This is a genomic window from Lysobacter sp. Soil_C_15 (assembly GCF_057657315.1).
Window position 1 is genome coordinate 268,196 of record NZ_JBDGIR010000004.1, and the last position, 25,740, is coordinate 293,935.

Consider the following 25,740-nt stretch of genomic DNA (forward strand, 5'->3'; position numbering starts at 1 on the left):
CTCTGCCCGCTCGCCGTCGGCCGCGTCCGCACGCTCCCGCCAGGAATCCCCGATGCCGTATACGCCCATCGTCGCCACCCTCGGTTATGTCCTGTCGCCCGACGGCCGCCAGGTGCTGATGGTGCATCGCAACGCGCGCCCGGACGATCACCAGCTCGGCAAGTACAACGGCCTGGGCGGCAAGCTCGAGCGCGACGAAGACGTGGTCGCCGGCATGCGCCGCGAAATCCGCGAAGAGGCCGGGATCGAGTGCCTGGCGATGAACCTGCGCGGCACGATCAGCTGGCCGGGCTTCGGCAAGCACGGCGAGGACTGGCTGGGCTTCGTATTCGTGATCACCGCCTTCGCCGGCGCTCCGCCGGCCAGCAACGCGGAAGGCGCGCTGGAGTGGGTGGCGATCGATCGCCTGCACGAGTTGCCGATGTGGGAAGGCGACCGCGAATTCCTGCCGCTGGTGTTCGACGCCGATCCGCGCCCGTTCCACGGCGTCATGCCGTATCGCGACGGGCGCATGCAGTCGTGGAATTTTTCGCGCATCTGAGCATCCGGCCGGCGCGCGCCGCTCAGGCCGCCATCAGCCGCAGTTCGATCTCGTCCCACGGCACCCGCCAGACCTGCCGGTTCGGCGGCCAACGATCGCTGTACGGCCCGTCCTCGACCACGGTGGCGAAGGCGTCGTCGTCGAAGCGCAGCGACAGCGCCAGCCTCGATACCGGCGCACGCCGCAACACCGCGCGCCGCGCCGGACGCAACAGACGCCGCGGCGCTTCGCCGGCCAGGAAGTCGGCATAGTCCTGGTCGCGATAATCGTGCACGGCCAGGCAGTGCTCGGCGTCGATGCGCAGCAGGTGCAGCACCGCGCCGCGTTCGGGCTCGCGCCAGGACTTGCAGGCGTCGAAGGCGTAACGCTCTTCCTCGACGTCGCCGCGGTCCAGATCGGCCAGGTACGGCCCAAGCACGCGCCGCCGCCACTGCACGCGACGACGGCGCAGCCACAGCCCGTAGCCGAGCAGGCCGAGCCCGCTCGCGCTCAGGTACGCCGCCAGCGCCGCGCCCAACCGGCCCTCCAGCCATACCGGCAGCAGCGCCGCGCGCTGCGCCAGCCACGCCAACAGCAGGCTCGCCGGGATCAAACTCAACCAGGGCCGCAGCGCGCGCCGCCACAGGCCGGCATCGGAGGCCGGCCGATCCAGGCCGGCGAAGCGCGACAGACACCGGCGCTCTTCGTCCTGCATCGGCGCCGCGGCGACGCCGAACGACGGCCCGCTTTCGCGCAAAGTCGCCATCAGCCGCCGATCCGGACCAGGCCGCGGCCGTCGTGCTGCTCGAACACGAAGACGAACGCCAGGCTGACCGCGACCGGCTCCTCGCGGCCGCTGACGCAGCCCTGCTCGTCGGCGGGCTTGGCGCCGGGGTAGACGCAGCGGAACGCCGGGTCGAACCGCCAATCCGCGACCGTTCGCCTAGCCGCGGCGAAGAAGCGCGGGTCGACCGTGTCAGGCGCCGGACAGCCCTCGGCGCGCTCGACCGGACGACTGCCGGCGACCGCGCCGTCCGCGCCGATGGCCAGATTCAGGCAGACCGTCTGCGGCCCCAGCCGCTGCGCGAGCAGATCCTCGGGATAGGCCGGCGCGGCGTTGCCGGCCTCGGCCAGCGGCATCTGGAAGGTTTCGTTGGCCGCCAGCGACAAACGATCGGCGTCGAGCAACTGCTTGTCGATCGAGCGCACGCCGACCGCGCCGGAGCGCGCATCGGCCTCGGCCGCCGGCGGCGCGCTGGCGCAGGCGGCCAGGCCCAAGGCCATCGCGGCGCCGGCCAGGCGAATCGCTGCGCGCGCCGTCCTGGCGCTGTTTCCTGTCGACGTCCCTGCCGTCATCCCAGCACTCCGTGTCGGTCGCGAGGGCTGGATGATGCCGCAAACCGGCGCGAATGTGCCACGGCCTTTGGGCGCAGCGCCGTCCCGCCTAAGGACGCGGACGGCGCGCGGCGGACGGCCTCGGGCCGTCCGGTTCGATCAGGTGCGGCCCTGCTCCGGACCGTCTTCGATGCCGACGTTGGTCGGCGCCGCCTCGTAGACCGCGCGGTCGAGCAGGCCGGTCTCCTTGGCCACCAGCACCGGCACCAGCATCTGGCCGGTGACGTTGGTCATGGTGCGCATCATGTCGAGGATGCGGTCGATCGCGTACAGATAGCCGATGGTCTCCAGCGGCAGGCCGGCCGCGCTGAGCACCACCGTGGCCATGATCACCGCCGTGCCCGGCACGCCGGCGGTGCCGAAGCTGCCCAGCACCGAGGCGATCAGGACGATGAAGTACTGATCGGCGCTCAACGGCGTGCCGGTGTATTGCGAGATGAACACCGCGCACAGCGCCGGGTAGATCGCGCCGCAGCCGTCCATCTTGATGCTGGCGCCCAACGGCGAGGCGAACGCGGCGTAATCCTTGTTGACGCCGAGATTGTGGGTGATCGAGCGCATCGCCACCGGCATCGCGGCGAAGCTCGACGAACTGACGAACGCGACCTGCATGCCCGGCGCGGCGCCGCGGAAGAACTTCAGCGGGTTGAGTCCGTGGGCCAGCAGCAGCGCGCTGTAGACCACGACGATGTGCAGGGCGCAGGCCAGGTACAGGGCGAGGACGAAGTTTCCCAACGGCAGCAGCTTTTCGAAACCGTAGGCGCCGACCAGGCCGGCGATCAGGCCGAAGGTGCCGATCGGGGTCACTTCGAGCACGAAGCGGGTGACCTGGATCATCAGGTCGCTGGCTTCGCCGACCAGCTTGCGCACGCCGGCGACCTTCTCGCCGAGCTTGACCATCGCAAAGCCGAGCAGGCCGGCGAAGAAGATCACCGGCAGGATCGAACCCTTGCCCGCGGCCAGCACGGTTTCGCCTGCGGCGTTCTTGGTCGTGCCGATGCCGGTCAGGGCATAGAACGGGTTGCTTGGCACCACGTCGAGCAGCACCCGGGTCACGCTGGGCACGTCGCGCGGCTTGTAGGCCGAGTCCACCGCCAGCCCGATCACCCCGGTGCCCGGCTGCAGGATCGTACCGACCGCCAGCCCGACCGCGACCGCCAGCACCGCGGTGATCGCGAACCAGAGGAAGGTGCGGCCGCCGAGCGCGGCGATCGACTTCTGCCCGTGCAGCGAGGCCACCGCGTTGATCACCGCGAAGAACACCAAGGGCACCGCGATCATCTTGATCAGGGTGACGTAGAGATCGCCGAGCGGACCGAACCAGGTTTCGGCCGCGGGCCCGAACGCCCAGCCGGCGAGCGCGCCGAGCACGAAGCCGGCGACCACGCGCTGCCAGAACGGAATGCGGAACCAGGCCTGGAACACTGCGGTCATGGCGTATCGTCCAGTGAAGTCGAGAGAGGCGCCGCGCCGCGCGAGGCGGCCCGGCGATGGCGGGACGCCACGATAAACAGCTTAGCGGCGGCCCCGGCGAATCCGGCGGCATAAGCCGGCAACCAAACGTCATGAACAGCGACCGCTTCGGCAAATCGCCGCGCGCGCCGGTGCATCGTCAGCCCCGCGCCTTGGCCGCGGGCGAGCGCGCCGCGCCGCGGCGGCGGGTCGCCGCAGAGGCTTTCGCCGCGGGCTTCGGCGCCGGTCCGGCGGCGGCCGCGGCGGCGCCGCACCCGGCCAGCACCGCACGCAACAGGCCAGGGAAGCGCAGTTCCAGATCGTCGCAGCGCAGGGTGTTGAGATACTGCGTTCCGGATTTGACCGTGCGCACCAGGCCCGCCGAACGCAGCACGTCGAAGTGCCGAGACAGGGTCGCGCGCGGCAGCTCGTCCTCGACGCAGGCGCCGACGCAGGACACCGGCTTGTCGCGGCTCAGCCCGCGGATCAGCCGCAGCCGCACCGGGTCGGCCAGCGCGTACAGCACGGCGGTCAGCTCGATGTCTTCGGTGGCGGGATGGTGCAGCGGGCGCATCGGGCAAGCTTGCTACAAGCGGGGGCGCGTCGCCATAGCTTCCGAAGTTCCGGATTTCGGGATTTCGGGATTTCGGGACTCGGGACTCGGGACTCGGGACTAGGGCTAGGGCTAGGGCTAGGGCTAGGGATTGGGATTGGGATTGGGATTGGGATTGGGATTGGGATTGGGGATTGGGGTTCGCAATAGCGTTCGGCCCTGTCGTCTCCGGCGCGTCGTTGTGCCGGCGCTGGCGTTCTCGCCTCGCGCCGCAAACCCACTCGCCCGCCGTGCGCTCGCGCCGTCACACGCCCGGGGCATAATCGGCCGCTTGTCCGTCCCAAGTCCGGCCATCCGATGCCTAAGCTGCGTTCCCTGGTTACCCTTGCGCCCGCCCTCCTCGTGCCCGCGCTGCTGACCGCCTGCGCGGCGGCCGCGCCGACCACCCGCGCCGATGCGCCCTCGGCCGGCGTTGTGGTCGATGTGCCGACGATCCAGCATCCGCAGGACGAGACCCCGGCCTGGTGGTATCGCGACGGCGCCGCCCAGGCCGCGCAGCGCGGCGCCGGCGCAGCCAAGGCCAAGAACGTGATCCTGTTCGTCGGCGACGGCATGAGCCTGACCACGGTCGCCGCCGCACGCATCCTCGCCGGCCAGCAGCGCGGCGCGCCGGGCGAGGAGAACCGCCTGAGTTGGGAACGCTTCCCGGCCACCGCGCTCAGCAAGACCTACAACACCGACTCGCAGACTCCCGACTCGGCCGGCACCATGAGCGCGATGGCGACCGGAGTGAAGACCCGCGCCGGCGTGCTCAGCATCGGCCAGAAGGGTCTGCGCGGCGACTGCGCGCAAGCGCTGAAGGCGCCGATGCTGACCCTGTGGGAACTGGCCGCGGGCCAAGGCCTGGCCACCGGCGTGGTCACCACCACCCGCGTCACCCACGCCACCCCGGGCGCGACCTTCAGCCATTCGGCCGACCGCAACTGGGAAAACGACATGGACCTGCCGGAGAAGGCCAAGGCCGAGGGTTGCGTCGACATCGCCCGGCAGATGATCGAGTCGCCGTTCGGCACCGGCCCGGACGTGCTGCTCGGCGGCGGGCGCGGCAACTTCATGACCGTCGAACAGCGCGATCCGGAGTACGACGACAAGGTCGGCCAGCGCCTGGACGGCCGCGACTTGATCGCGGCCTGGAAGCAGCGTCATCCCGGCGGCGCCTATGTCTGGAACGCCAAGCAGTTCGCCGCGGCGCCCAAGGACCGGCCGCTGTTCGGCCTGTTCGAACCCGACCACATGCAGTTCAGCCACGACCGTCCGCAGGACCGCGCCGGCGAGCCTTCGCTGGCCGAGATGACCGTCGCCGCGATCGAGCGCTTGAAGGCGATCAAGGGCGACCGGGGCTTCGTGCTGCTGGTCGAAGGCGGCCGCATCGACCACGCCCACCACATGGGCAACGCCTACCGCGCCCTGACCGACACCATCGCCCTGAGCGAGGCGGTCGCCGCCGCCGACCGCGCCACTTCGGCCGACGACACCCTGATCCTGGTCACCGCCGATCACTCGCACACCCTGAGCTTCGTCGGCTACCCGACCCGCGGCAACCCGATGCTGGGCAAGGTGCGCGGCACCAGCGGCGAGGACGGCGACGCCAACGAATACGCCCGCGACGCGCTCGGCCGGCCCTACACCACGCTCAGCTACAGCAACGGCCCAGGCTACACCGGCGCCAGCGCGCAGCAGCCGGAGGGCCCGCACACCTTCCCGCACACCGCCAGCGGCTTCGAAGAGATCGCCAAGGGCCGGCCGGACCTGAGCCGGGTCGACACCGAGCATCCGGATTTCATGCAGGAAGCGCTGGTGCCGACCAACGCCGAGACCCACGGCGGCGACGACGTCGGCATCTGGGCGCGCGGCCCCGGCAGCGCCGCGGTGCGCGGCAGCGTCGAGCAGAACGCGATCTATCACTTCCTGCTGCAGTCGATGCCGAGCCTGCGCGCGGCGCTGTGCGCCAAGGGCGGTTGCGACGCCAACCGGGTGCCGGTGGTGTTGCCGAACCCGGACGATTTCAAGACGCCTTGAGGCGAAGCGGCAGCGACAACGACGACAACGACGGCAGCGGCAGCGGCAGCGGCAGCGGCAGCGGCAGAAGCAAATCCCCCCTGCCCCCCTTTTTCAAAGGGGGGAACAGCAGAGGCAACGGCAACAACCCGAAAGGGAACGGCAAAACGGCGACCTGGCGGTCGCCGTTTTCGTTTTGCCGGACGTTCGCTTTCGGCTTTTGGCCATTCCCGAGACCCGAGTCCCGAGTCCCGAGTTCCGAGTTCCGAGTCCCGAGTCCCGAGTCCCGAGTCCCGAGTCCCGAGACCCGATCCCCAAGTCCCAAGGCTCAAAACGGCTTGGCCAACACCAGCCAGACGACCGCGATCAGGGCGAACACCGGAATCTCGTTGAATACCCGCAGGGCGCGCGAGGACGGCAGCGGACGCCCTTGGTCGACGCCTTTGAGCCAGCGGCCGCTGACGATGTAGAAGGCGAACATGGCCGCGACCACGGTCAGCTTGGCGTGCAGCCAGCCGCCGCTCATGTGGAACACGAACCACAACACGCCACCGAGGATCGCGGCCAGGCCGAACATGATGTGGCCGAAGCGATACAACCGCCGCCCCATCAGCACCAGGCGCGCGCGCACCGCGGGTTCGTCGCCGGCTTCGGCGATGTTGACCAGGATCCGCGGCAGGTAGAACACCCCGCCCATCCAGGCCATCACGAACACCAGATGGAAGGTCTTGGTCAACAGATAGGCATTCATGGCGGTTTCCTGGGCGGGCGGGCGAGGCTGGCACGGCGAAGGGGAGAACGAGCGATGCCGTCGCCGCGGCCCGCTGCGGGCCCGCGCACGACGGTCGCGGCCGGGGCGCCCTGCGCACGGGCGCGGCGCGCGTTAGGATGCCACGCCCGCCGCCGAGCCACGCCCCGCATGAGCAAACAGTACGACGCCGACTACTTCCAGCGCTGGTACCGCGACCCGGCGCTCAAGGCCCAGGCCATCGGCGGCGCCGCGCGCCTGGCGCGCAAAGTCGCCCTGGCCGTGGCCACCGCCGAGTACCACCTCGAGCGTCCGCTGCGCAGCGTGCTCGACATCGGCTGCGGCGAGGGCGTGTGGCGCGCGCCTTTGCTGAAGCTGCGGCCGCGCGCGCAGTATCTGGGATTCGACGCCAGCCGGTACGCCACTGCGCGCTTCGGCCGCAGCCGCAACCTGCACCTGGCCAGCTTCGGCGACTTCCAGTACCTGCGTCCCTGCGCGCCGGTCGATCTGCTGATCTGCAGCGACGTCATGCACTACCTGGACACGCGCGAGCTCGACCGCGGCCTGCCCGGCCTGGCCGAGCTGTGCGGCGGGGTGGCCTTCCTGGAAACCTTCGCCCGCGAGGACGGCATCGAAGGCGACACCGACGGCTTCAAGCGCCGCCCGGCGCGCTTCTATCGCGAGCGCTTCGCCGCCCACGGCTTCGCCGCGCTGGGCTCGCACCTGTGGCTGGGCCCGGCCCTGCGCGGCGACACCGCGGCGCTGGAAACCGCCGACTGAGCGAGCAGCGGCGGCGTCCCGCTCCTACCCCGGCACGCGGCCGGGCGGCGTCTCATCACATTCTGGAACGGCGATCGCCGCCACCGCGCCATTCACGCGACCGTCGTCGCAATCCGCTATGCTGCGCCGCAGCAAACCGCCCGCGCCGGAACCGCTACGCTCCGGCGCCAGTTCGTCCGCCACTGAGAGTCCGACCCGATGCTGCTTTATCAAATGCACGAACTCGGCCGCGCCTGGATGGCCCCGATGACCTACTGGGCCGACGCCGGCGCGAAGATGTTCGCCGCGCCCGGCAGTTGGCTGTCGTCGTTGCCCGGCGCCTCGCGCCTGGCCGCCGGCTACGAACTGCTGTACCGGGTCGGCAAGGACTACGAGAAGCCGGAGTTCGGCATCCACTCGGTGCAGATCGACGGCAACGCTTATCCGGTGATCGAGCGCGAGATGCAGCGCAAGCCGTTCTGCCGGCTGCTGCGCTTCAAGCGCTACGCCGACGACGCCGGCAACATCGCCGAGCTCAAGGACGATCCGCCGGTGCTGGTGGTCGCGCCGCTGTCGGGCCACCACAGCACCCTGCTGCGCGACACGGTCAAGACCCTGCTGCGCGACCACAAGGTCTACATCACCGACTGGGTCGACGCGCGCATGGTGCCGATCGAGGACGGCGCTTTCACCCTCGACGACTACGTCGCCTACATCCAGGACTTCATCCGCCTGATCGGCGCCGAGCGCCTGCACGTGATCAGCGTCTGCCAGCCGACCGTGCCGGTGCTGGCGGCGGTGTCGCTGATGGCCGCGCGCGGCGAAGCCACGCCGCGTTCGCTGGTGATGATGGGCGGGCCGATCGACACTCGCGAAAGCCCGACCAAGGTCAACGACCTGGCCGTGCACAAGCCGCTGTGGTGGTTCGAAGGCAACCTGATCCACCACGTGCCGGCCAATTTCCCCGGCCGCGGCCGCCGCGTCTACCCTGGCTTCCTGCAGCACGGCGGCTTCGTGGCGATGAACCCGGAGCGGCACTTCCAGTCGCACTGGGACTTCTACCAAGACCTGCTCAAGGGCGACCTGGAAGACGCCGATTCGCACCGCCGCTTCTACGACGAGTACAACGCCGTGCTCGACATGCCGGCCGAGTACTACCTGGACACCATCCGCGTGGTGTTCCAGCAGCACCTGCTGCCGCGCGGGCTGTGGGACGTGGCCGGCGAGCGGGTCGACCCCAGCGCGATCAAGAACACCGCCCTGCTGACCGTGGAGGGCGAGTTGGACGACATCTCCGGCCAGGGCCAGACCCGCGCCGCGCACACCCTGTGCACCGGCGTGGCCGAAGCCGACCGCGAGCACCTGACCGTGGCCGGCGCCGGCCACTACGGCATCTTCAGCGGCCGCCGCTGGCGCGACCAGGTGTATCCGCAGGTGCGCGACTTCATCGCCAAGTACGCGCGCTGAGCGGCGCGATGCGGCGAACGACAAGCCCGGCTCCGGCCGGGCTTGCGCTTTCTGCGACCCGCATCGGGCGGGCGGCACAGGCGGGCCGCCGCGGTTGCCGCTACAGTCGCGCCCGGCGCGGCGCACGGGATCGCCGCGCCGATCATTCGCGAATCCCGATCAGCTAAGGAGAGCCTGATGAAGATCGCCATCGTATCCGCCGCCCTGTCGGCGCTGTTGCTGGCCTCGGCCGCCGCGTCCGCCGCCACCCCCGCCTGCCAGACGTCGCGCGTCCAGGTCGAGGTCGAACGCCTGAGGCGGGTCAACAACTGCACCAGCTATGGCCCGAACAGCTGGCAGTGCCTGCAGAGCCAACAGGTCGAGGACCTGTCCTGGCAAATAATGGACGCGCAATGCCCGGCGCCGACCGGCATGTGCGCGGTGCAGCGCCAGCTCTACAACATCCGTTCGCAGCAGCGCCAGAGCACCTGCCAGCAGGCCGGTTCCTCGACCGATCCGGCCTGCCAGAGCGCGATGCAGTTCGAGCAGATCGCGTTCATGCAGGTAAAGGCGAGCTGCTTCCTGCCCTGAGCGGCGCAGCAACGATGTCCATGAAAAAGCCGGCCTCGCGGCCGGCTTTTTCGTTCCTGCGGATCGGCGCCGCGCGACTCAGCCGTACTGCGCCGAGCGCACCAGCAGGTGCTTGGCCAACTGCCCGTGCACTTGGCCGACCAGGCGGGCGATGTGCATGGTCAGGAACAACGCCAGCACCCCCGCCAGCACCGCCGCCGGCCACGACCAGGGCTCCCAGGCGGCGAATACGTCGTAGCCGTCGAACTGCACCGTGCCGATGCCGATCAGGCGCAGCAGCGGGAAGAAGATCAGCGACAGCGAGATGCTCAGCCCGGTCACCGCGACGGTGAAATACACCGTGCCCAGCGGCAGCATCAGCAGCATGTACAGCAGCGTGCCCCAGGTGCGCGGATCGGTGAACATGTCCTTGATCCGCTCCAGCAAAGGCCGGCCGCGCTGGCTGTACAAGGGCCGCCGCGGCATGCGCTCGCCGAGCATGACCTCGACCAGGCGGCCTTCGACCAGGGCCAGCACCCGCACCGAGCCCAGGAACAGGATCAGCAAGGGCAGGCCGACGATCAGGATCATCAGTCCCATCGACACCGACAGGCCGGTGGTGACCCAGGTGAAGTAGAACACGCCGGTGGCCAGCGACAGCAGCATGTAGAACAGCGCGGCGTAGGTGCGCGGTTCGGCGGCGACGCCGAAGAAGCGGCCCAGCAGCGACTTGCGCGGCTTCGGCGCCGGCGGCCGCAGCGCGGTCTGCACCTTGACCTCGGTGTCGCGATAAATCTCGGCGACTTCGTCCGGCGCGCCGTAGCTGCCGGCGACCGAGGCGATCACCTCGGCCTCGCCGCGGCCCGGGTTCTCGGCCAGTTCCGAGCGCAGGTATTCCTCGGCGTCGTACAGCGCATCCTGCACCAGCGCCGGATCGGCGCCGGCCAGGGCCGCGCGCAGGCGCTCCAGGTACTCGGGGATGGAGCGCGGCAGGCCCGTGCCGGCGACGGAAGCGGAACCTGCATGGTGGGTGGTGGCGTTCATAGGTCTAGCCCCTGGAGTACGGAATCGACGGAATCGCGGGTGGCGCGCCAAGCGGAAACCCATTCGCGCAGTACCTGCCGCCCGGCGTCGGTAATGCGGTAGTAGCGGCGCGGCGGCCCGGTCACCGAAGGCTCGACGTGGCTGTCCAGCAGCCCGGCCGTGCCGAGGTTGCGCAGCACCGGATACAGGGCGCTCTGCTTGCCGCTGAGCACCCCCTCGCCCTCGCGTTCCAGGCGTTTGGCGATCTGGTAGCCATACATCGGTTCGTCCGCCCCGCCGAGTACGGCGAGCAGGGCCAGCGAGACCGTGCCGGTGCTCAACTCTTTCTGGAACTTGCGCCGTTGGCTTTCGAATTCGTCCACGTCCGCCTCCTTCCGCTATCTTGGAGTCCACACTAGTGCGAAGTTCGGTATAGCGGATGTGCTGATAGTAATAGCCAGTGAATAGCGGAGAGGAGTGAGGAGCGAGCCGGCGCCTTGCTCGCTCCTCGCTCCGCTACGCTCACTCCTGCCTCCATGCCATGCTCGCCAACCGCGCCGGCCCCGCGCCGGCGCTTCCGTTCCCTACGCCCTTGCTCCGGAGACCGCCCGATGCGCTGGATGCCGCACGCCGCCCTGTTCTGCCTGCTGACCGCCACCCTGCCCGCCGCCCAGGCCCAGACCGCCGCCAAGGGCCGGACCATGCAGCAAGTGCTCGAGGCCAGCCGGCCCGGCGACTGGCGCGCGCTGGATCCGAAGAACACCCTGTATGTGGAACTGGCCGCCGGCCGGGTGGTGATCGAGCTGGCGCCGCAATTCGCGCCGGCGCACGTGGCCAATATCCGCGCCCTGGCGTCGAACGGTTACTGGAACGGCCTGAGCATCAACCGCGCCCAGGACAACTACGTCGTGCAATGGGGCGACGGCAACGCCGAGGACCCGGCCAAGCGCAAGCCGCTCGGGCGCGGGGTCAAGCCCAAGCTGCCGGCCGAGTTCGCGCGCAAGAGCCAGGGCCTGGCGATGACCGTGCTGCCCGACGCCGACGGTTGGGCGAGCGAAGCCGGCTTCGTCGCCGGCTTCCCGGCCGCGCGCGATTCGGCCACCGGCAGCAGCTGGCTGGCGCACTGCTACGGCACGGTCGGCGCCGGCCGCGACATGGCCGCCGACTCCAGCAACGGCGCCGAACTCTACGTGGTGATCGGCCAGTCGCCGCGCCACCTGGACCGCAACATCACCACCGTCGGCCGGGTCGTCCAGGGCATCGAGCTGCTCTCGGCGCTGCCGCGCGGCACCGGCCCGCTGGGTTTCTATGCCGACCCGGCCCAGCGCACGCCGATCCGCGCGATCCGCCTCGCCAGCGATGTGCCCAAGGCCGAGCGCGCCAACCTGGAAGTGCTGCGCACCGATACCCCGCTGTTCGCCGAGCTGGTCGAATCGCGCCGCAACCGGCGCGACGACTGGTACCTGCAGCCGGCCGGCCACATCAACATCTGCAACGTGCCGGTGCCGGTGCGCGAGGCCGCCGCCGCGGCGGCCGCGGACAAGGGCAAAGGCAAGGCCGGCAAGCGCTGAGGCGCCTTTCCGCCCCGGCCGCACGGCCGGGGCGTGAGCTGCGTCGCAAGCCCGCCGCCGCGGCGCGCCGCGCAGGCCTCAGTCGCGGCGCTGGCGCCGCGACAGCGGCCCGTCCTCGCTCACGCCCAGCGCCTGATGCTGGAACAGGCACATCCGCACCACGTCGTGGTAGCGGCCGTCGCTGAAGAACTCGTCGATCAGCACGCCTTCGCGGCGGAAGCCGGCGTCCTCGTAGATGCGGATCGCGTGGGTATTGTCGACGTCGACCAGCAGGTACAGCTTGTACAGGTTCAGCACCCGGAACGCGTAGTTGATCGCCAGCCGGGTCGCGGCGCGCGCATAGCCGCGCCGTTGCTGCTCGGGCGAGATCATGATCAGGAATTCGGCGCGGCGGTGCAGGTGGTCGATCTCGACCAGCTCAACCAGGCCAACCCGTTCCTGGCCGCCGTCCTGGACGATGAAGCGGCGTTCGGACTGGTCGTGGATGTGCTTGCGATACAGCTCTTCGAGCTCGACGAAGGATTCGTACGGCTCCTCGAACCAGTAGCCCATCACGCTGCGGTTGTTGTTGAGCACGTGGACGAAGTGCAGATCGCCGCGCTCCAGCGGGCGCAGGGTCACGATCGGCACGGCCTCGCCGGCCGCCGCGGCGGATTCGTCGTCATGGATCGTATCGGTGGCGTCGGTCGCATTCATGACCCCACCCTACTCCACCGTCCACGGCGGCGGTGTGACGCTTCACGGCGCCTTAGCCGGCCCCTGCCTAGCCTCGAACCACCCCCTGCGACGAGGCCACGCCATGCCCCTGCTTCGATTGCGAGTCACCGGCAACGAAACCGACGCCCGCGCGATCGGCAACCTGCTGTCCAGCCTCGACGGCATCGAGCACGTCGAGGAAGTCGCCGACCTGATGCCGCACATGGACGATGCCGACTCCAGCTCCGCCGGCCTGCCCGACGACGCCGGCCCCGGCGTCCACGAGATCGAGATCGACGCGCCCAACGACCACACCGCCGCACGGGTGCGCGAGGCGGTGGAAGCGTTGGCCTTCGATCTGGACGTGCTGGTCGAATTCGAGCACGACGAGGCGCGCTGATCCTTCGCGCGGCCGGCGGGTCGGCGCGGGCCGCGCTCAATCCGCTGCGCCGGCAGCGGATCGGTACCCGGACGCGGGCGCGCGCCGCCGATCGAAGCTCAGCCGCCGCGCGCCTGACGGCGCTTGCGCAGATAGCGGCGCAACAGCCACAGCAAGGGCAGTACCGCCAGGCTCAGCGGCAGCAGCACCGCGACGGCTCGGATCAGGAACGCGACCACCGATGCGACGATGCCGCCGAAATCGCGGAACGCTTCGCCGATTTCGCTGCGGCTGGCCTGGCTGCGGGTGGTTTCGAAATCGAAGGTGATCAGTTGGGTCGAGATCCGCCGCTGCTGCTGCGCCGCTTCCTGCTGCGCGCCCTGCAACTGCGCCTCGAGCTCGGCGATGCGGTTGGACAGGGTCAGCACGTCGGCGATCTTGAGGTCGTCGCGCTGCTGGAACTGCAACAGGCGCGCATGCTCTTTCTGCAGCCGGTCGCGCAGCATGGCGTTGTCGCGCACCGCCGCGGCCAGGTCGTCGGCCTGGATGCTGCGGTCGGAGATTTCCCCGCCCTTGCCGGCCAAGGCCACCAGCGGTTCGACCCCGGCCGGCACGATCCGCACCTGCACCATCGCGCTGGGGAAATCGCCGCCGGTCTGGCTCATCTCCAACACCGCGCAGGCGCCGAACTTGCCCGAGTCGCAGCCGGCCCGCACCGCCTGCGCCTGGCTCGCGATGCGCTCGCCGGGCAGGCGCAGCAGCACCCGATGTTGGTAGGCCAGCAGCACGCCGAGGTCGGGCTTGTCGGCGCCGCCGCCTTCCGCCGGCGGCGCCGCCGGCGCCGCCACCGCAGCGGCGGTGCCATCGGCGGCCGCCTCGCTGTTGTGCCTGGCGCAACCCGCCGCGCCCGCCAAAGTCCCTGCCACCAGCGCCGCGGCCAGCAGCCGCTTCGCGAATCCATACGCCATATCCGTTCTCCTTGCCCTAGTCCGTGATCCGTTCGGCCCCGGCACTATGCCATCGCCGCCGGCGCACGCGGATCCGCCCGGCGTCGCCGTTGTCGTGGATACATCAACGCGGATCGGGGCGGAACGGGGTTGGGCGGCTGCGCCGGATCTTCGAGCCGTCATCCCCGCGAAGGCGAGGATCCGGGGACTTGCGAGCCGGCCCTGGATCAAGCCCTGTAGGCCCGCCCATGCGGGCATGACGGCGTTGGGTCAACGACGAAGGGACGCAGGGGGTTGAGCGCGCTTAACCCCCTGCGTCCCTGTGCTGCGGCTGGCCGCGCCGGGCTCAGAACTTGTGCTTGAACCCGACCGTGACGAACCGTCCCAGCGCGTCGTACTGGCTGATGTCGTACGGCAGCGCGCCGCCGGCCGGGTCGAACGGCGGGTCCTTGTCGGCCAGGTTCTGCACCGACAGGTAGAGCGTTGTGTCGCGCAGGCCCTCGTAGCCCAGGTACAGGTCGAACTGATGGTGATCGTCGACCTTGGCGTCCAGACCCGGGTTGCTGCGCGCGTCCACCACCTGCTGGCGGTAGCCGCCGATGTAGCGCCACGACAGTTGCGCGTTCCAGTCGCCGCGGCCGTAGTTGAGCGAGGTGATGCCGCGCCACTTCGGCAGCGCGCCGAAGCGGTTGCCGCCGGCGCCCTCCAGCGCGCCCTGCCCGGCCACCTGCGGCTGCTCGTAGCTCAGCAGGCGGGTCCAGGTGCCGTCCAGGGTCCAGGCCGCGTCGCCGGCGCGCCAGACCTTGCGGCCCTCGATGTCGAAGCCGGTGGTGGTCAGGGTGCCCTGGTTGGCGTAGCGGTTCTCGACCAGTTGCAGGCGGCCCTGGGCGTCGCGGGTGATCCGGCCCGGGTTGAGCTGCGGATTGGAGACCACGTACTGCACGCTGTCCGGCGCGATCAGGTCGTCCTGGCGGATCCGGTACAGGTCGACGCCCAGGCTGGTGTCGGCGTCCGGCGACCACAGCAGGCCGAGGTTGATGTTGCTGGAGCGCTCGGCCTTCAGCTCCGGATTGCCGGCGCGCAGGATGGTGACGCCGCGCGAGGCGCCCGGCTGCACCGGATCGTAGGGATCGATCACGCTGCCGTAGCTGATCGTGGTGCTCTGGGCGATTTCCGGCAGCGACGGCGCGCGGAAGCCGCGCGAGGCGTTGAAGCGCACCAGGAAGTCGTCGCTGGCCTGCCAGCGCAGGCCGAGCTTGGGCGAGAACGCGCTGCCGAAGTCGCTGTAGTGGTCGCCGCGGCCGGCCAGCTGCACTTCCAGTGGCTGCCAGGGCTTGAGGCTGAGTTCGAAGAACGCCGCCGAGACCCGGCGGTCGCCGTCGATCAGGTTGATCGCCGGGCGCAGTTCGGTGCCCGACAGCACCTGCGGGCTGGTGCGCGCGTCCTGGGCCTCGTTGCGGAACTCCACCCCGGCGGCGACGCCGACGTCGCCGGCGCGCCACTGCCACGGGAAGCCGGAGATCTTGCCGCTGAGCGTGCTCAGCCGATACGTGCCCGGGCGCCGGGTCGACAGGCGCAGCGCCTCCAGCGCGCCGGGAGTGCGCGCGGGGTTGAGGAAGTCGTAGCTGCCGTCGCGCAAGGTCTGCTCGAACGCATAACGGTTGAGGAAGTTGCGCACGTACTCGTGCTGACGGCTTTCCGAATGGCTGGCGGCGACGTCCCAGTCCCAGGTCTCGCCCTTGCCGCGCAAGCCGAACAGCACCCGCGAGAACTCCGACTTGTTGATCTTGTAGCGCGCGCCCAGGTCGAGGAACGAATACTCGAACGGGGTCGGCGTCGCGTAGGGATTGTTCGGGTGGCCGACCGGCAACAGCGCCGGAATGTCGACCAGGCGGCCGGTGCTGCGGTCGTAGGCGCGCAGGCCGGCGCCGACCGTCATCGGCGCGCTGAAATAGGTGCCGTTGTGGCTGGTGCTGTACAGCGCTTCGGCGAAGCCTTGCAGCGAATCGTTGAACCAGACGTCGCCGGCCAGCAGCGCCTGGTAGCGCTCCACGTCCGGGACCAGGGTGCGGAACGGCTGGGTGTTGAAGGCGCAGGCGTTGCCCGGCAGCGGGCTGCCGAAGTCGCTGTACGGCCGCGACTGGGTCCCCGGCTGGCACGGGAAGGCGACCGGCGCGCGCGGATTGCTCAGGTAGGCGCCGCCCTGGGTCGACCAGCCGGCCAGGCGCCCGCCGGGCTGGTCGCGGTAATCGCCGTCGCGGGTCAGATCGCGTTCGTCGGCGTCGAGCCGACCGCGCTGGAACACGTCGAGGCTGAAACGCAGGCTGTAGCGATCGCCGGCCGGGTCGCCGCGGCCGGCGCGCAGGCCGATGCGGTGCTGGTCGATGCCGCCTTCGGTGGACGCGCCGTAGGCTGCGTCGAGTTCGATGCCTTCGATCTTGCGGCGCAGGATCAGGTTGACCACGCCGGCGATCGCGTCGGAACCGTACAGCGCGGAGGCGCCGTCCTTGAGGATTTCGACCCGCTCGATCGCGCCCAGCGGCAGCGCGTTGAGGTCGACGAAATTGTCCTGGGTGTTCTGGGCGAAACCGTAGGACGCGACCCGGTAGCCGTTGACCAGCACCAGGGTGTTCTTCTGGCTCAAGCCGCGCAGCGAGACGCCGGCCGAACCGTTGGCGAAGCTGCCGGTGTACTGCTCGTTGAAGCTGTTGCCGCTATTGACGGTGAGGCTGCGCAGCAGGTCGGAGACGGTGAGTTTGCCGCTCTTCTCGATCTGCGCGCGGTCCAGCACCAGCACCGGGTTGACCCCGGCTTCGTCGCTGCGCTTGAGGTTGGAGCCGGTGACCTGGACCGCGTCGAGGGTGACCCCGGGCTCGGCGTCGGGTTGCGGCGCAGCCTCCTCGGCCAGGACCAGCGGCGCGGCCAGCGCCAGGGACAGCGCGAGGGCGAGCCGTCGGTAACGCACGCCGGTGCGGGAAGTATCGAAAACGTGGGACATGGAAGGATTCCTGAGTCGAAGGGAAGAGACGAAGCGAAAGAAAACAAAGGCCCGACCGGAGCGGCGCGCAGCCGTCCGCGCTGCGCTGGGCGCAACGAAGTCACGTTGGGGAGGGGTACGACGCGATGCGGATCGACCGCAAAGCCGCGCACCGTTCCGGAGCGGGCGAAACCGGCGGCAGGTTCAGCCCGTCAGGGCATCACCCGCCGGCTACAGAGGTGGCGCATGCGCGGTGCGCGGCGGACAGCGGCGCAGGCGGGCGGCAGCGAAGAATCGAGGAGCGAAGCGGACATGAGCGAAGACGAACCAGGACAGCGACCGGGAGGCGAACGCGTTGCCGCTGAGGCGGGGGATGCGCGAACGAGAGACGGAACGAAGCGCTTCAACAACGACGCATCGGCCGGCGGCACGCGCGCATTCGGAGCGCTGCGGCGATCGGTCGGCGGGTCGGGGCGGCTGGGTTCACGGCGGCGGTCTGCATGGATTCGGACGTCGCCTGGCTGGCGACGGGAGATATGTTGCATCGCGATAAAGCGACGTCAAACCGTGCCCGGTGCTGGTTGGCGATTTTTTCGCCACTCCAAGGCGAGGGTTCGCAGCTCGCACGGCCCGGTGCTGAATGCGTCGGCCCGGCACGGCGCCTGGCCGGGCCGCGGGAACCCGCGCCGCTGCTGGCTTGCAGGCGGTTCGGACAGATTCCGTCAAGTGCGCCGCAGTGCGCATGAAGATATGACCGATGCTCATGACGCCGCCGCCCGCACGGCGCCGAAATCCGACCCTGGACACGGTAATTGCGCCGGAATCGGCCGGCCGCCCCATGCCCGAGCGGGCGGCCGGCGGTGCCGAGGACGGCGGTCGCCGGTGCCGACGGCGTCGCCCGCACAGCCACGCCCGCGTCGCGCCCGCAACGGCGAGGCCGAGGCGCAGCGAAGGCCCCACGAATGACCCATGCGGGGCCCTGCGGCTTGGCCTATCCTCCGCGCATCGCGGCCACCGCCGCCTGCCACGACCCGATATGGACATGCGTCTGCGCCCCTCCCCCTCCCCGTTCGCTCCGGCGCCGCGCCCGCTCGCGCTGGCCCTGCTCGCTCCGGCCCTGCTCGGCCTGGCCCTGTCCGGCTGCGGCCCGCACAGCGCCGCCCAGCCCGCGGCCGGCGCCGCTCCGGCCGCGACCGCCGCGCCGGGCGCCGCCGACCCGGCCGTCGACACCGCCTTCGCAGCGCTGTCCAAACGCTGGCTGGACGAAGTCATGCGGCTCAACCCGGTCAGCGCCACCCAGATCGGCGACCACCGCTACGACGCCGAGATCGACGACCTCAGCGCCGCCGGCCGCCAGCGCCAGCTCGACTTCAACCGCAAGCTGCTCGCCGAGCTCGACGCCATCGACGCCGCCAAGCTGTCGCGCGAGAACCAGGTCGACGCGGCGATCCTGCGCAATCGCCTGGAATCGGAAGTGTGGTCGCTGCAGACCCTGCAAAGCTGGGCCTGGGATCCGCTGATCTACAACGGCCTGGCCGGCGATGCGATCTACAACCTGATGGCGCGCGAGTTCGCGCCGATGCCGCAGCGGCTGAAGTCGGCGACCGCGCGCATGGAGAAGATCCCGCAGATCTTCGCCCAGGCGCGCGCCAACCTCGACCCGGCGCGGGTACCGAAGATCCACGCCGAGACCGTGTCCAAGCAGAACGCGGGCGTGCTCAGCCTGATCGACACCTTCATCGTCCCCAACGCCGGCCAGCTCAAGGGCGCCGAGCGCAAGCGCCTGGACGCGGCGGTGGCCGGCTTGCGCAAGGCGGTGGCCGAGCAGCAGCAGTGGCTGGACCAGACCCTGGTGCCGAACGCCAAGGGCAATTTCCGCATCGGCCAGACCCTGTACGACGAGAAGCTGAAGTTCTCGCTCAACGCCTCGCTGTCGCGCGCCGAGATCATGCAGCGCGCCCAGGCCGAACTGGCGCGGGTGCGCCAGGAGATGTACGCGATCGCCCAGCAGGAGCTCAAGGGCAAGCCCGGCGCGCCGGAACTGCCGGACAAGCCGAGCCCGGAACAGCAGCAGAAGGCGATCGAGGCGGCGCTGGAGCTGGCCTATGCCGACAAGCCGGCGCGCGACAAGGTGGTCGAGTTCGCCAAGCAGACCACCGCCGAGGCCACCGCCTTCGCCCGCGCCAAGAACCTGGTCACCGTGCCCGACGCGCCGGTCAAGATCATCCTGATGCCGGAGTTCCAGCGCGGCGTGGCCTTGGCGTACTGCGACTCGCCGGGCCCGCTCGACAAGGGCCTGGACACCTACTACGCGATCTCGCCGATTCCCGACGACTGGAACCCGCAGCAGGTCGATTCGTTCCTGCGCGAATACAACTCGCGCATGGTCCACCTGCTGTCGATCCACGAGGCGATGCCGGGCCACTACCTGGAGGGCGCGCATTCAGCCAAGGCGCCCTCGACCCTGCGCGCGGTGCTGCGCTCGGGCGTGTTCGCCGAAGGCTGGGCGGTGTACACCGAGGACATGATGGCCGATGCCGGCTACCTCGGCGGCGATCCGCTGTTCCGCCTGGTCCAGCTGAAGTTCTATCTGCGCAGCATCGGCAACGCGATCCTCGACCAGGGCGTGCAGGTCGAGGACTGGAGCCGCGAGCAGGCGATGGAATTCATGACCCGGCAGACCTTCCAGCAGGAACGCGAAGCCGCCGGCAAGTGGGTGCGCGCGCAGCTGACCTCGGCCCAGCTGCCGACCTACTTCGTCGGCGCGCAGGAGCACTTCGACATGCGCAAGGCGGTGCAGGCCAAGCTCGGCGACAAGTTCGACCAGAAGGCCTACCACGACCAGGTGCTGTCCTACGGCGCGCCGCCGGTGCGCTTCGTGCGCCAACTGGTGCTGGACGAGCCGATCCGCTGAATCGCGCCGGGCGCCGCGCCGCCGCGCTTTGTGCCGGCGGCGATGGTTCCGCCGCGCCGCTTGCGCTAGCCTCGTAGCCGCCTCGCCGGGGCGGCGCCGACGCACGGTCCGCGCCGCCGCCGCGGGCATGCTACCGTCGCGCCGAGAGGAAGGCCGCCCGCGGCCGCTGCCATGATTGCGAACCCGAACCCGTCCGCCGCCGAGATCGCCGCCGAACCCGGCGCGGTGCGGCGGCAAGTGCATCGCCGCCGCGGCGATCGCCGCGAGGACGGCCTCGACGCGATCGCCGCCGAAGTGCCGGTGAGCCTGGTCTACAACGACGCGCCGTTCGCGGTGATGATGGCGACCCCGGCCGACCTGGAAGACTTCGCCCTGGGCTTTTCGCTCAGCGAAGGCATCGTCGCCGCGCCCGCCGAACTGTGCATCGAAGCCGTCGCCCACGGCCTGGACGGCGCGCAACTGTGCCTGCGCATTCCCGAGCCGCGCGCGCAGGCCCTGGCCCAACGCCGGCGCAGCCTGGAAGGGCGCAGCGGTTGCGGCGTGTGCGGCAGCCAAAGCGTGGATGCGATATTGCGTGCGCCGCCGCAGGTCGCTGCCGGCGCGCCGATCGCCGGCGCCGCCCTCGCCCGCGCCCTGCGCGAGTTGCGCGCGCAGCAGCCGCTCAATGCGCTGACCGGCGCCACCCACGCCGCGGCCTGGGCCGCCGGCGACGGCCGGATCGCGCTGGTGCGCGAGGACGTCGGCCGGCACAACGCGCTGGACAAGCTGATCGGCGCCCTCGCCGCCGCCCGGATCGATCCCGCGCAAGGCTTCGCCGTGGTCACCAGCCGGGCCAGCTACGAGCTGGCGATGAAGGCCGCGCAGGCCGGCATCGTCCTGCTCGCGGCGATCTCGGCGCCGACCGCGTTGGCCATCGCCCTGGCCGACAGCGCGCGGCTGACCCTGGTCGGTTTCGCCCGCGACGACGGCTACGCGGTCTACACCCATCCCCAGCGCCTGCTCGACGACGACGCCACCGGAACCCCGCCATGAGCAAGAAGACCATCCGCCCCTACGACGGCCCGGCCGGCGGCTGGGGCGCGTTGCGCAGCGTCGCCCAGCATCTGCTCGAACAGCAGGTGCCGGTGCTCGGCGCGCGCACCCTGCTCGCGGCCAACCAGCCCGACGGCTTCGACTGCCCCGGCTGCGCCTGGCCCGATCGCGACCACACCTCGACCTTCGAGTTCTGCGAGAACGGCGCCAAGGCGGTGGCCGCCGAGGCCACCCGCCACCGCGCCACGCCGGAGCTGTTCGCCCGCCATACCGTGGCCGAACTGGCCCGCTACAGCGATCACTGGCTGGAAAATCAGGGCCGGCTGACTCATCCGATGCGCTGGGACGCAGCCAGCGACAAATACCTGCCGATCGGCTGGGACGAGGCTTTCGCCCGCATCGGCGCGCAGCTGGCGGCGCTGGATTCGCCCGACCGCGCGCTGTTCTACACCTCCGGCCGCTGCAGCAACGAGGCCGCGTTCCTGTACCAGTTGTTCGTGCGCGAGTTCGGCACCAACAACTTCCCCGACTGCTCCAACATGTGCCACGAGCCTTCCGGCACGGCGATGAAGGCCCAGCTCGGGGTCGGCAAGGGCACGGTGCAGCTGCGCGATTTCGAACTCGCCGACGCGATCTTCATCTTCGGCCAGAACCCCGGCACCAACCACCCGCGGATGCTCGGCGAGCTGCGCCGCGCGGCCCAGCGCGGCGCCGCGATCGTCTCGTTCAACCCGCTGCGCGAACGTGGCCTGGAGCGCTTCGCCGACCCGCAGGACAAGCGGGAGATGCTGCACAACGGCTCGACCCGGATCTCCTCGGATTATTTCCAGTTGCGCATCGGCGGCGACCTGGCCGCGGCCAAGGGCATCGCCAAGCGCGTGCTCGAACTCGACGCCCAGGCGCTGCGCGACGGCGGCGAGCGCGCGCTGGACCTGGATTTCATCGCCGAGCACACCCAGGGCTTCGAGGCCTTCGCCGCCGACGTGGCCGCCGAGCCATGGGAGACGATCTGCGCCGAATCCGGATTGAGCCGGGACGAACTGGAGCGCGCCGGCGATATCTACGCCCGCGCCGGCAGCGCGATCTTCTGCTGGGGCATGGGCATCACCCAGCACAAGCATTCGGTCGCGACCATCCAGATGCTGTGCAACCTGCTGCTGATGCGCGGCAACATCGGCCGACCCGGCGCCGGCGCCTGTCCGGTGCGCGGCCACAGCAACGTGCAGGGCGACCGCACCATGGGCATCTACGAGCAGCCCTCGGCCGCGTTCCTCGACCGGCTGCAACAGGTGTTCGGCTTCGAGCCGCCGCGCGCTCCCGGCCACGACACGGTCGGCGCGATCCAGGCCATGCTCGACGGCCGCTGCACCGCGTTCTTCGGCCTGGGCGGCAACTTCGCCACCGCCACCCCCGACACCGAAGCCACCCATCGCGCGCTGCGCGGTTGCGAGCTGACCGTGCACGTGACCACCAAGCTCAACCGCAGCCACCTGGTGCACGGGCGCGAAGCCTATATCCTGCCCTGCCTGGGCCGCACCGAGATCGACCTGCAGGACGCCGGCCCGCAGGCGGTCACGGTCGAGGACTCGATGAGCATGGTCCACCTGTCGGCCGGCATCAACGCGCCGGCCGATCCGATGCTGCTGTCGGAGCCGGCGATCGTCGCGCGCCTGGCCGAGGCCACGCTGGGCGCACGCAGCAAACTGCCGTGGCGCTGGCTGGCCGGCGACTACGACCGCATCCGCGATCTGATCGCGCAGGTGTTCGACGACTTCCACGACTTCAACCGGCGCGTGCGCGTACCCGGCGGGTTCCATCTGCCCAACGCCGCCGCCGAACGGCGCTGGCTCAATCCGCAAGCCAAGGCGCTGTTCAAGCCGCACGCGGTGCCGACCGACCTGCCGCTGCATCGCGCCCGCGCGGCGCAGGCGCGACCGGTGTTCAACCTGGCCACGACCCGCTCGCACGACCAGTACAACACCACCATCTACGGCTTGAACGACCGCTACCGCGGTGTGTTCGGCGAACGCCGGGTGGTGTTCATCCATCGCGAGGACATCGCCGCGCTGGGACTCGCGGCCGGCGACTGGGTCGACCTGGAAAGTCTGGGCGAAGACGGCGTGCAGCGCATCGCCCGGCGCTTCCTGCTGGTCGAGTACGACATTCCGCGCGGCTGCCTGGCCGCCTACTACCCGGAGACCAACGCCCTGGTGCCGCTGTCGAGCTTCGCCGACCAGGCGCGCACGCCGACCTCGAAATCGATTCCGGTCGTGGTCCATCCGCACCGTCCGGTCGCGGACGCGGGACTGCAGTCGGCGCGGGACATCGGCCATGTCCGGCTGGACTGAAGGCAGCCCGACCCCGCGCCTGCTCGCCGCGCTCGCGGCCGAGCCCGACGGAGTCTCGCTGCCGCGCCTGTGCAAGCGCCTGGGCCTGCGCATGAGCGTGCTGCTGCGCGAGCTTGCCTGGATCGGCGAAGACCCGATCGGCGAACACGCCGGCCTGGGTTGGGTGCGGATCGAAGTGCGCAGCGATGCGCGCGGCGAAACCCGCATCGCCGTACTGACCGAGCGCGGGCGCGCCCGTTTGGCGGATGGGCCTCCGCCCGCGGGCAAGCCATAAGCCGCTAAGGACGCGCTTGCCCTGTAGGAGCGGCGTAAGCCCAGACCACCGCACTTGCCCTGTAGGAGCGGCGTAAGCCGCGACCACCGAAGCGGTGCACGCAAGCGCTACTTGCCGAAGCCATCATCGCAACGTTTTGCAGCACCCCGGCGAACCGCGCTTCTTGCGACAGCGCGGCATGACATCGCTTCGGCGGTCGCGGCTCACGCCGCTCCTGCAGGAGGGCGGCCGCGCCGCTGGCCGCGCTCAGAACTCGCGGCCGTTGATCGGCACGATCTTGATCTGGCTCAAGTCGATCCCGTCCAGGCAGCGCACGTTGATCGCCGCCATCGGCGAGCCGTCGCGCATCTTGCCTTCGCTGAACGGCGAGATGCCGCAACTCGGGCAGAAGTGGTGGTCGATCGCGTTCTTGTTGAAGTGGTAGGTGCCCAGCTCGGCCCGATCGGTGGTCAGGGTCATCGAGGCGCGCGGCACGAACCACAGCAGGCCGCCGCGCTTGAGGCACATCGAGCAGTTGCAGTCCATCGCCTGCTCGATCTCGCCTTCGACCGTGTAGGCGATCTTGCCGCAGTGGCAGCCGCCGGTATACGTCGTCATAGCCGTTCCCTCCCGCGCCATCGAAGACGCGAGAATAACGCCGCCGCGCTATCCTCGTCGCCTGACGTTCGTCATCCGCGGGCCGCCTGCGTCCCGCTGCCAGGAGCGCCTCCATGGACCCCATCGCCGGCAGCACCATCATCCCCTCGCTGCGCTACCGCAACGCGCCGGCCGCGATCGACTGGCTGTGCCGCGCCTTCGGTTTCGAGAAGCATGCCGTCTACGCCGACGGCGATATCGTCCACCATGCCCAGCTGACCTACGGGCCGGGCATGATCATGCTCGGCTCGGTGGTCGAGGACGACGACAACGAATGGGCCCGCCGCATCGTCCAACCCGATGAGATCGGCGGACGCGAAACTCAGGCCTGTTCGGTCGTCGTCGCCGATGCCGACGAGCACTACGCCCGCGCCCGCGCCGCTGGGGCGCAGATCGTCGCCGACATCGCCGATCAGGATTTCGGCGGCCGCGCCTACACCTGCCGCGACCTCGAAGGCCGGCTGTGGTGGTTCGGCACCTACAACCCCTGGACCTTATGAACCGCAAACGCTCCGCTTCCGCACCGGCCGACGACCTGTTCGCCGCGCCCGCTCCGGCCAAGACGGCCGCATCCGCCGGCGATTTCGGCCCGGGACCGGCCGCCGTCGAAGGCATCCGCGTCGGCATCGGCGGTTGGACCTTCGTGCCGTGGCGCAACAACTTCTATCCCGACAAGCTGGTGCAGCGGCGCGAACTGGAATACGCCAGCCGCCGGCTCAGCAGCATCGAGATCAACGGCACCTTCTACAGCGCGCAGAAGCCGGCGACCTACGCCAAATGGGCGGCGGAAACCCCGCAGCATTTCGTGTTCTCGTTGAAGGCGCCGGGGCGCATCACCCAGGCCGGCGCGCTGGCCCGCGCCGGCAACGGCGCGCGCGCCTTCATCGACGGCGGCCTGGGCGAATTCGGCGACCGGCTCGGTCCGATCCTGTGGCAGCTGGCGCCGAGCCGGCGTTTCGACCGCGACGACCTGGCGCCGTTTCTCGACGCCCTGCCGCGCGAACTGGACGGACGCGCGCTCAAGCACGTGCTGGAAGTGCGCCACCCCAGTTTCCTCGATCCGGCCTATCTGGCCTTGGCGCGCGAACGACGCATCGCCACGGTGTTCACCGACTCCGACGAGTATCCGTCGCTGGCCGATCTCACCGGCGACTTCGTCTATGCGCGCCTGATGCGCTCGCGCGCCGGCGTCGACACCGGCTATCCCGACGGCGAACTGCAGGCCTGGGCCGAACGCGCCCGTCTGTGGGCCCGCGGCGGCGACTGCGCCGATCTGCCGCACGTCGCCGCGGCGCAGGACGACGCGCCGCCGCGCGAAGTCTTCGTCTATTTCATCAGCGCCGCCAAGGAACGCAATCCGGCGGCGGCGATGGCGCTGATCGGGAAAATCGAGAAGCGAGCGGAGAGGAGTGAGGAGTGAGCGAAGGCAGATGAAAGGCTCG

At 70.2% G+C, this 25,740-nt stretch carries 24 protein-coding genes; 13 read left to right on the top strand and 11 right to left on the bottom strand.

The genetic code is table 11. The annotated features are described in order from the left end of the window. Positions 1 to 52 precede the first annotated feature (52 nt). A complete protein-coding gene (locus AC3A57_RS11610) occupies positions 53 to 541 on the top strand; it encodes an NUDIX hydrolase (RefSeq protein WP_487579066.1) in 489 nt (162 codons plus the stop codon). Between the two features lie 22 nt (positions 542 to 563). Here the strand turns inward: AC3A57_RS11610 and AC3A57_RS11615 are convergent, their stop codons facing one another. The 4 genes from AC3A57_RS11615 to AC3A57_RS11630 form a co-directional block, all read right to left on the bottom strand. Next, on the bottom strand, positions 564 to 1,286 hold the full coding sequence (locus AC3A57_RS11615; protein ID WP_487579067.1) for a hypothetical protein: 723 nt from the start codon (positions 1,284 to 1,286) through the stop codon (positions 564 to 566). Continuing rightward, positions 1,286 to 1,804: a hypothetical protein gene (locus AC3A57_RS11620; protein WP_487579068.1), complete on the bottom strand. Its 519-nt coding sequence runs from the start codon at positions 1,802 to 1,804 to the stop codon at positions 1,286 to 1,288. The genes AC3A57_RS11615 and AC3A57_RS11620 overlap by 1 nt, the downstream gene beginning before the upstream one ends. 210 nt (positions 1,805 to 2,014) lie before the next feature. Further along, positions 2,015 to 3,349 (bottom strand): dicarboxylate/amino acid:cation symporter, encoded by a 1,335-nt coding sequence (locus AC3A57_RS11625; RefSeq protein ID WP_487579069.1) that lies wholly within the window; start codon positions 3,347 to 3,349, stop codon positions 2,015 to 2,017. 178 nt (positions 3,350 to 3,527) lie between these two features. Then, a complete protein-coding gene (locus AC3A57_RS11630) occupies positions 3,528 to 3,941 on the bottom strand; it encodes an ArsR/SmtB family transcription factor (RefSeq protein WP_221671740.1) in 414 nt (137 codons plus the stop codon). Positions 3,942 to 4,277: 336 nt separating this feature from the next. Here AC3A57_RS11630 and AC3A57_RS11635 point away from each other — a divergent pair, with 336 nt between their 5' ends. Further along, the gene (locus AC3A57_RS11635; RefSeq protein ID WP_487579070.1) at positions 4,278 to 5,999 is read left to right on the top strand and encodes an alkaline phosphatase; all 1,722 of its coding nucleotides are present in this window, start codon (positions 4,278 to 4,280) and stop codon (positions 5,997 to 5,999) included. 307 nt (positions 6,000 to 6,306) lie between these two features. Here the strand turns inward: AC3A57_RS11635 and AC3A57_RS11640 are convergent, their stop codons facing one another. Continuing rightward, positions 6,307 to 6,729, bottom strand: coding sequence for a CopD family protein (locus tag AC3A57_RS11640; protein WP_221671738.1), 423 nt, complete (start codon positions 6,727 to 6,729; stop codon positions 6,307 to 6,309). Between the two features lie 168 nt (positions 6,730 to 6,897). On the opposite strand from AC3A57_RS11640, the gene AC3A57_RS11645 reads away from it, so the two are divergent. From AC3A57_RS11645 to AC3A57_RS11655, 3 genes are all read left to right on the top strand, one after another. Next, on the top strand, positions 6,898 to 7,506 hold the full coding sequence (locus tag AC3A57_RS11645) for a methyltransferase (RefSeq protein ID WP_487579071.1): 609 nt from the start codon (positions 6,898 to 6,900) through the stop codon (positions 7,504 to 7,506). A gap of 201 nt (positions 7,507 to 7,707) precedes the next feature. Continuing rightward, on the top strand, positions 7,708 to 8,952 hold the full coding sequence (locus tag AC3A57_RS11650) for a polyhydroxyalkanoate depolymerase (RefSeq protein WP_221673624.1): 1,245 nt from the start codon (positions 7,708 to 7,710) through the stop codon (positions 8,950 to 8,952). Positions 8,953 to 9,129: 177 nt separating this feature from the next. Next, entirely contained in the window at positions 9,130 to 9,522 is a 393-nt protein-coding gene (locus AC3A57_RS11655; protein ID WP_487579072.1) for a hypothetical protein, read from the top strand. A gap of 78 nt (positions 9,523 to 9,600) precedes the next feature. On the opposite strand, the gene AC3A57_RS11660 is transcribed toward AC3A57_RS11655, so the two are convergent. Together AC3A57_RS11660 and AC3A57_RS11665 are read right to left on the bottom strand one after the other, a co-directional pair. Next, a complete protein-coding gene (locus tag AC3A57_RS11660) occupies positions 9,601 to 10,545 on the bottom strand; it encodes a sensor domain-containing protein (protein ID WP_487579073.1) in 945 nt (314 codons plus the stop codon). After that, the gene (locus AC3A57_RS11665) at positions 10,542 to 10,907 is read right to left on the bottom strand and encodes a PadR family transcriptional regulator (RefSeq protein WP_221671734.1); all 366 of its coding nucleotides are present in this window, start codon (positions 10,905 to 10,907) and stop codon (positions 10,542 to 10,544) included. The genes AC3A57_RS11660 and AC3A57_RS11665 overlap by 4 nt, the downstream gene beginning before the upstream one ends. Before the next feature lie 237 nt (positions 10,908 to 11,144). Here AC3A57_RS11665 and AC3A57_RS11670 point away from each other — a divergent pair, with 237 nt between their 5' ends. Next, positions 11,145 to 12,095, top strand: a complete 951-nt coding sequence (locus AC3A57_RS11670; protein WP_487579238.1) for a peptidylprolyl isomerase — start codon at positions 11,145 to 11,147, stop codon at positions 12,093 to 12,095. Positions 12,096 to 12,173: 78 nt separating this feature from the next. On the opposite strand, the gene speG is transcribed toward AC3A57_RS11670, so the two are convergent. Continuing rightward, positions 12,174 to 12,791: a spermidine N1-acetyltransferase gene (gene speG / locus AC3A57_RS11675; protein WP_487579074.1), complete on the bottom strand. Its 618-nt coding sequence runs from the start codon at positions 12,789 to 12,791 to the stop codon at positions 12,174 to 12,176. A 103-nt stretch (positions 12,792 to 12,894) separates the two neighbouring features. Between speG and AC3A57_RS11680 the strand changes: the two genes are divergently transcribed. Further along, positions 12,895 to 13,191: a hypothetical protein gene (locus AC3A57_RS11680; RefSeq protein WP_487579075.1), complete on the top strand. Its 297-nt coding sequence runs from the start codon at positions 12,895 to 12,897 to the stop codon at positions 13,189 to 13,191. 98 nt (positions 13,192 to 13,289) lie between these two features. Here AC3A57_RS11680 and AC3A57_RS11685 read toward each other — a convergent pair whose 3' ends face one another. Next, complete coding sequence (locus AC3A57_RS11685) at positions 13,290 to 14,138, bottom strand: DUF4349 domain-containing protein (protein WP_487579076.1); 849 nt, start codon at positions 14,136 to 14,138, stop codon at positions 13,290 to 13,292. A gap of 325 nt (positions 14,139 to 14,463) precedes the next feature. Continuing rightward, entirely contained in the window at positions 14,464 to 17,115 is a 2,652-nt protein-coding gene (locus AC3A57_RS11690; protein WP_487579077.1) for a TonB-dependent receptor, read from the bottom strand. Between the two features lie 1,021 nt (positions 17,116 to 18,136). On the opposite strand from AC3A57_RS11690, the gene AC3A57_RS11695 reads away from it, so the two are divergent. The 4 genes from AC3A57_RS11695 to AC3A57_RS11710 all read left to right on the top strand — a co-directional run bounded on the left by AC3A57_RS11695 (position 18,137) and on the right by AC3A57_RS11710 (position 23,662). Next, on the top strand, positions 18,137 to 20,008 hold the full coding sequence (locus AC3A57_RS11695) for a DUF885 domain-containing protein (protein ID WP_487579078.1): 1,872 nt from the start codon (positions 18,137 to 18,139) through the stop codon (positions 20,006 to 20,008). A 171-nt stretch (positions 20,009 to 20,179) separates the two neighbouring features. Next, on the top strand, positions 20,180 to 21,040 hold the full coding sequence (fdhD, locus tag AC3A57_RS11700; RefSeq protein WP_487579079.1) for a formate dehydrogenase accessory sulfurtransferase FdhD: 861 nt from the start codon (positions 20,180 to 20,182) through the stop codon (positions 21,038 to 21,040). Beyond that, positions 21,037 to 23,388 carry an FdhF/YdeP family oxidoreductase gene (locus AC3A57_RS11705; RefSeq protein ID WP_487579080.1) on the top strand — a complete coding sequence of 784 codons (2,352 nt, stop codon included), beginning with the start codon at positions 21,037 to 21,039 and terminating at the stop codon, positions 23,386 to 23,388. Before fdhD ends, AC3A57_RS11705 begins: the two co-directional genes overlap by 4 nt. Next, entirely contained in the window at positions 23,372 to 23,662 is a 291-nt protein-coding gene (locus AC3A57_RS11710) for a hypothetical protein (RefSeq protein ID WP_487579081.1), read from the top strand. Before AC3A57_RS11705 ends, AC3A57_RS11710 begins: the two co-directional genes overlap by 17 nt. A gap of 246 nt (positions 23,663 to 23,908) precedes the next feature. Here AC3A57_RS11710 and AC3A57_RS11715 read toward each other — a convergent pair whose 3' ends face one another. Beyond that, positions 23,909 to 24,259: a GFA family protein gene (locus AC3A57_RS11715; protein WP_487579082.1), complete on the bottom strand. Its 351-nt coding sequence runs from the start codon at positions 24,257 to 24,259 to the stop codon at positions 23,909 to 23,911. A 113-nt stretch (positions 24,260 to 24,372) separates the two neighbouring features. Here AC3A57_RS11715 and AC3A57_RS11720 point away from each other — a divergent pair, with 113 nt between their 5' ends. Next, a complete protein-coding gene (locus tag AC3A57_RS11720; protein WP_487579083.1) occupies positions 24,373 to 24,798 on the top strand; it encodes a VOC family protein in 426 nt (141 codons plus the stop codon). Continuing rightward, positions 24,795 to 25,718 (top strand): DUF72 domain-containing protein, encoded by a 924-nt coding sequence (locus AC3A57_RS11725; RefSeq protein WP_487579084.1) that lies wholly within the window; start codon positions 24,795 to 24,797, stop codon positions 25,716 to 25,718. The genes AC3A57_RS11720 and AC3A57_RS11725 overlap by 4 nt, the downstream gene beginning before the upstream one ends. The last annotated feature ends 22 nt before the right edge of the window (positions 25,719 to 25,740 follow it).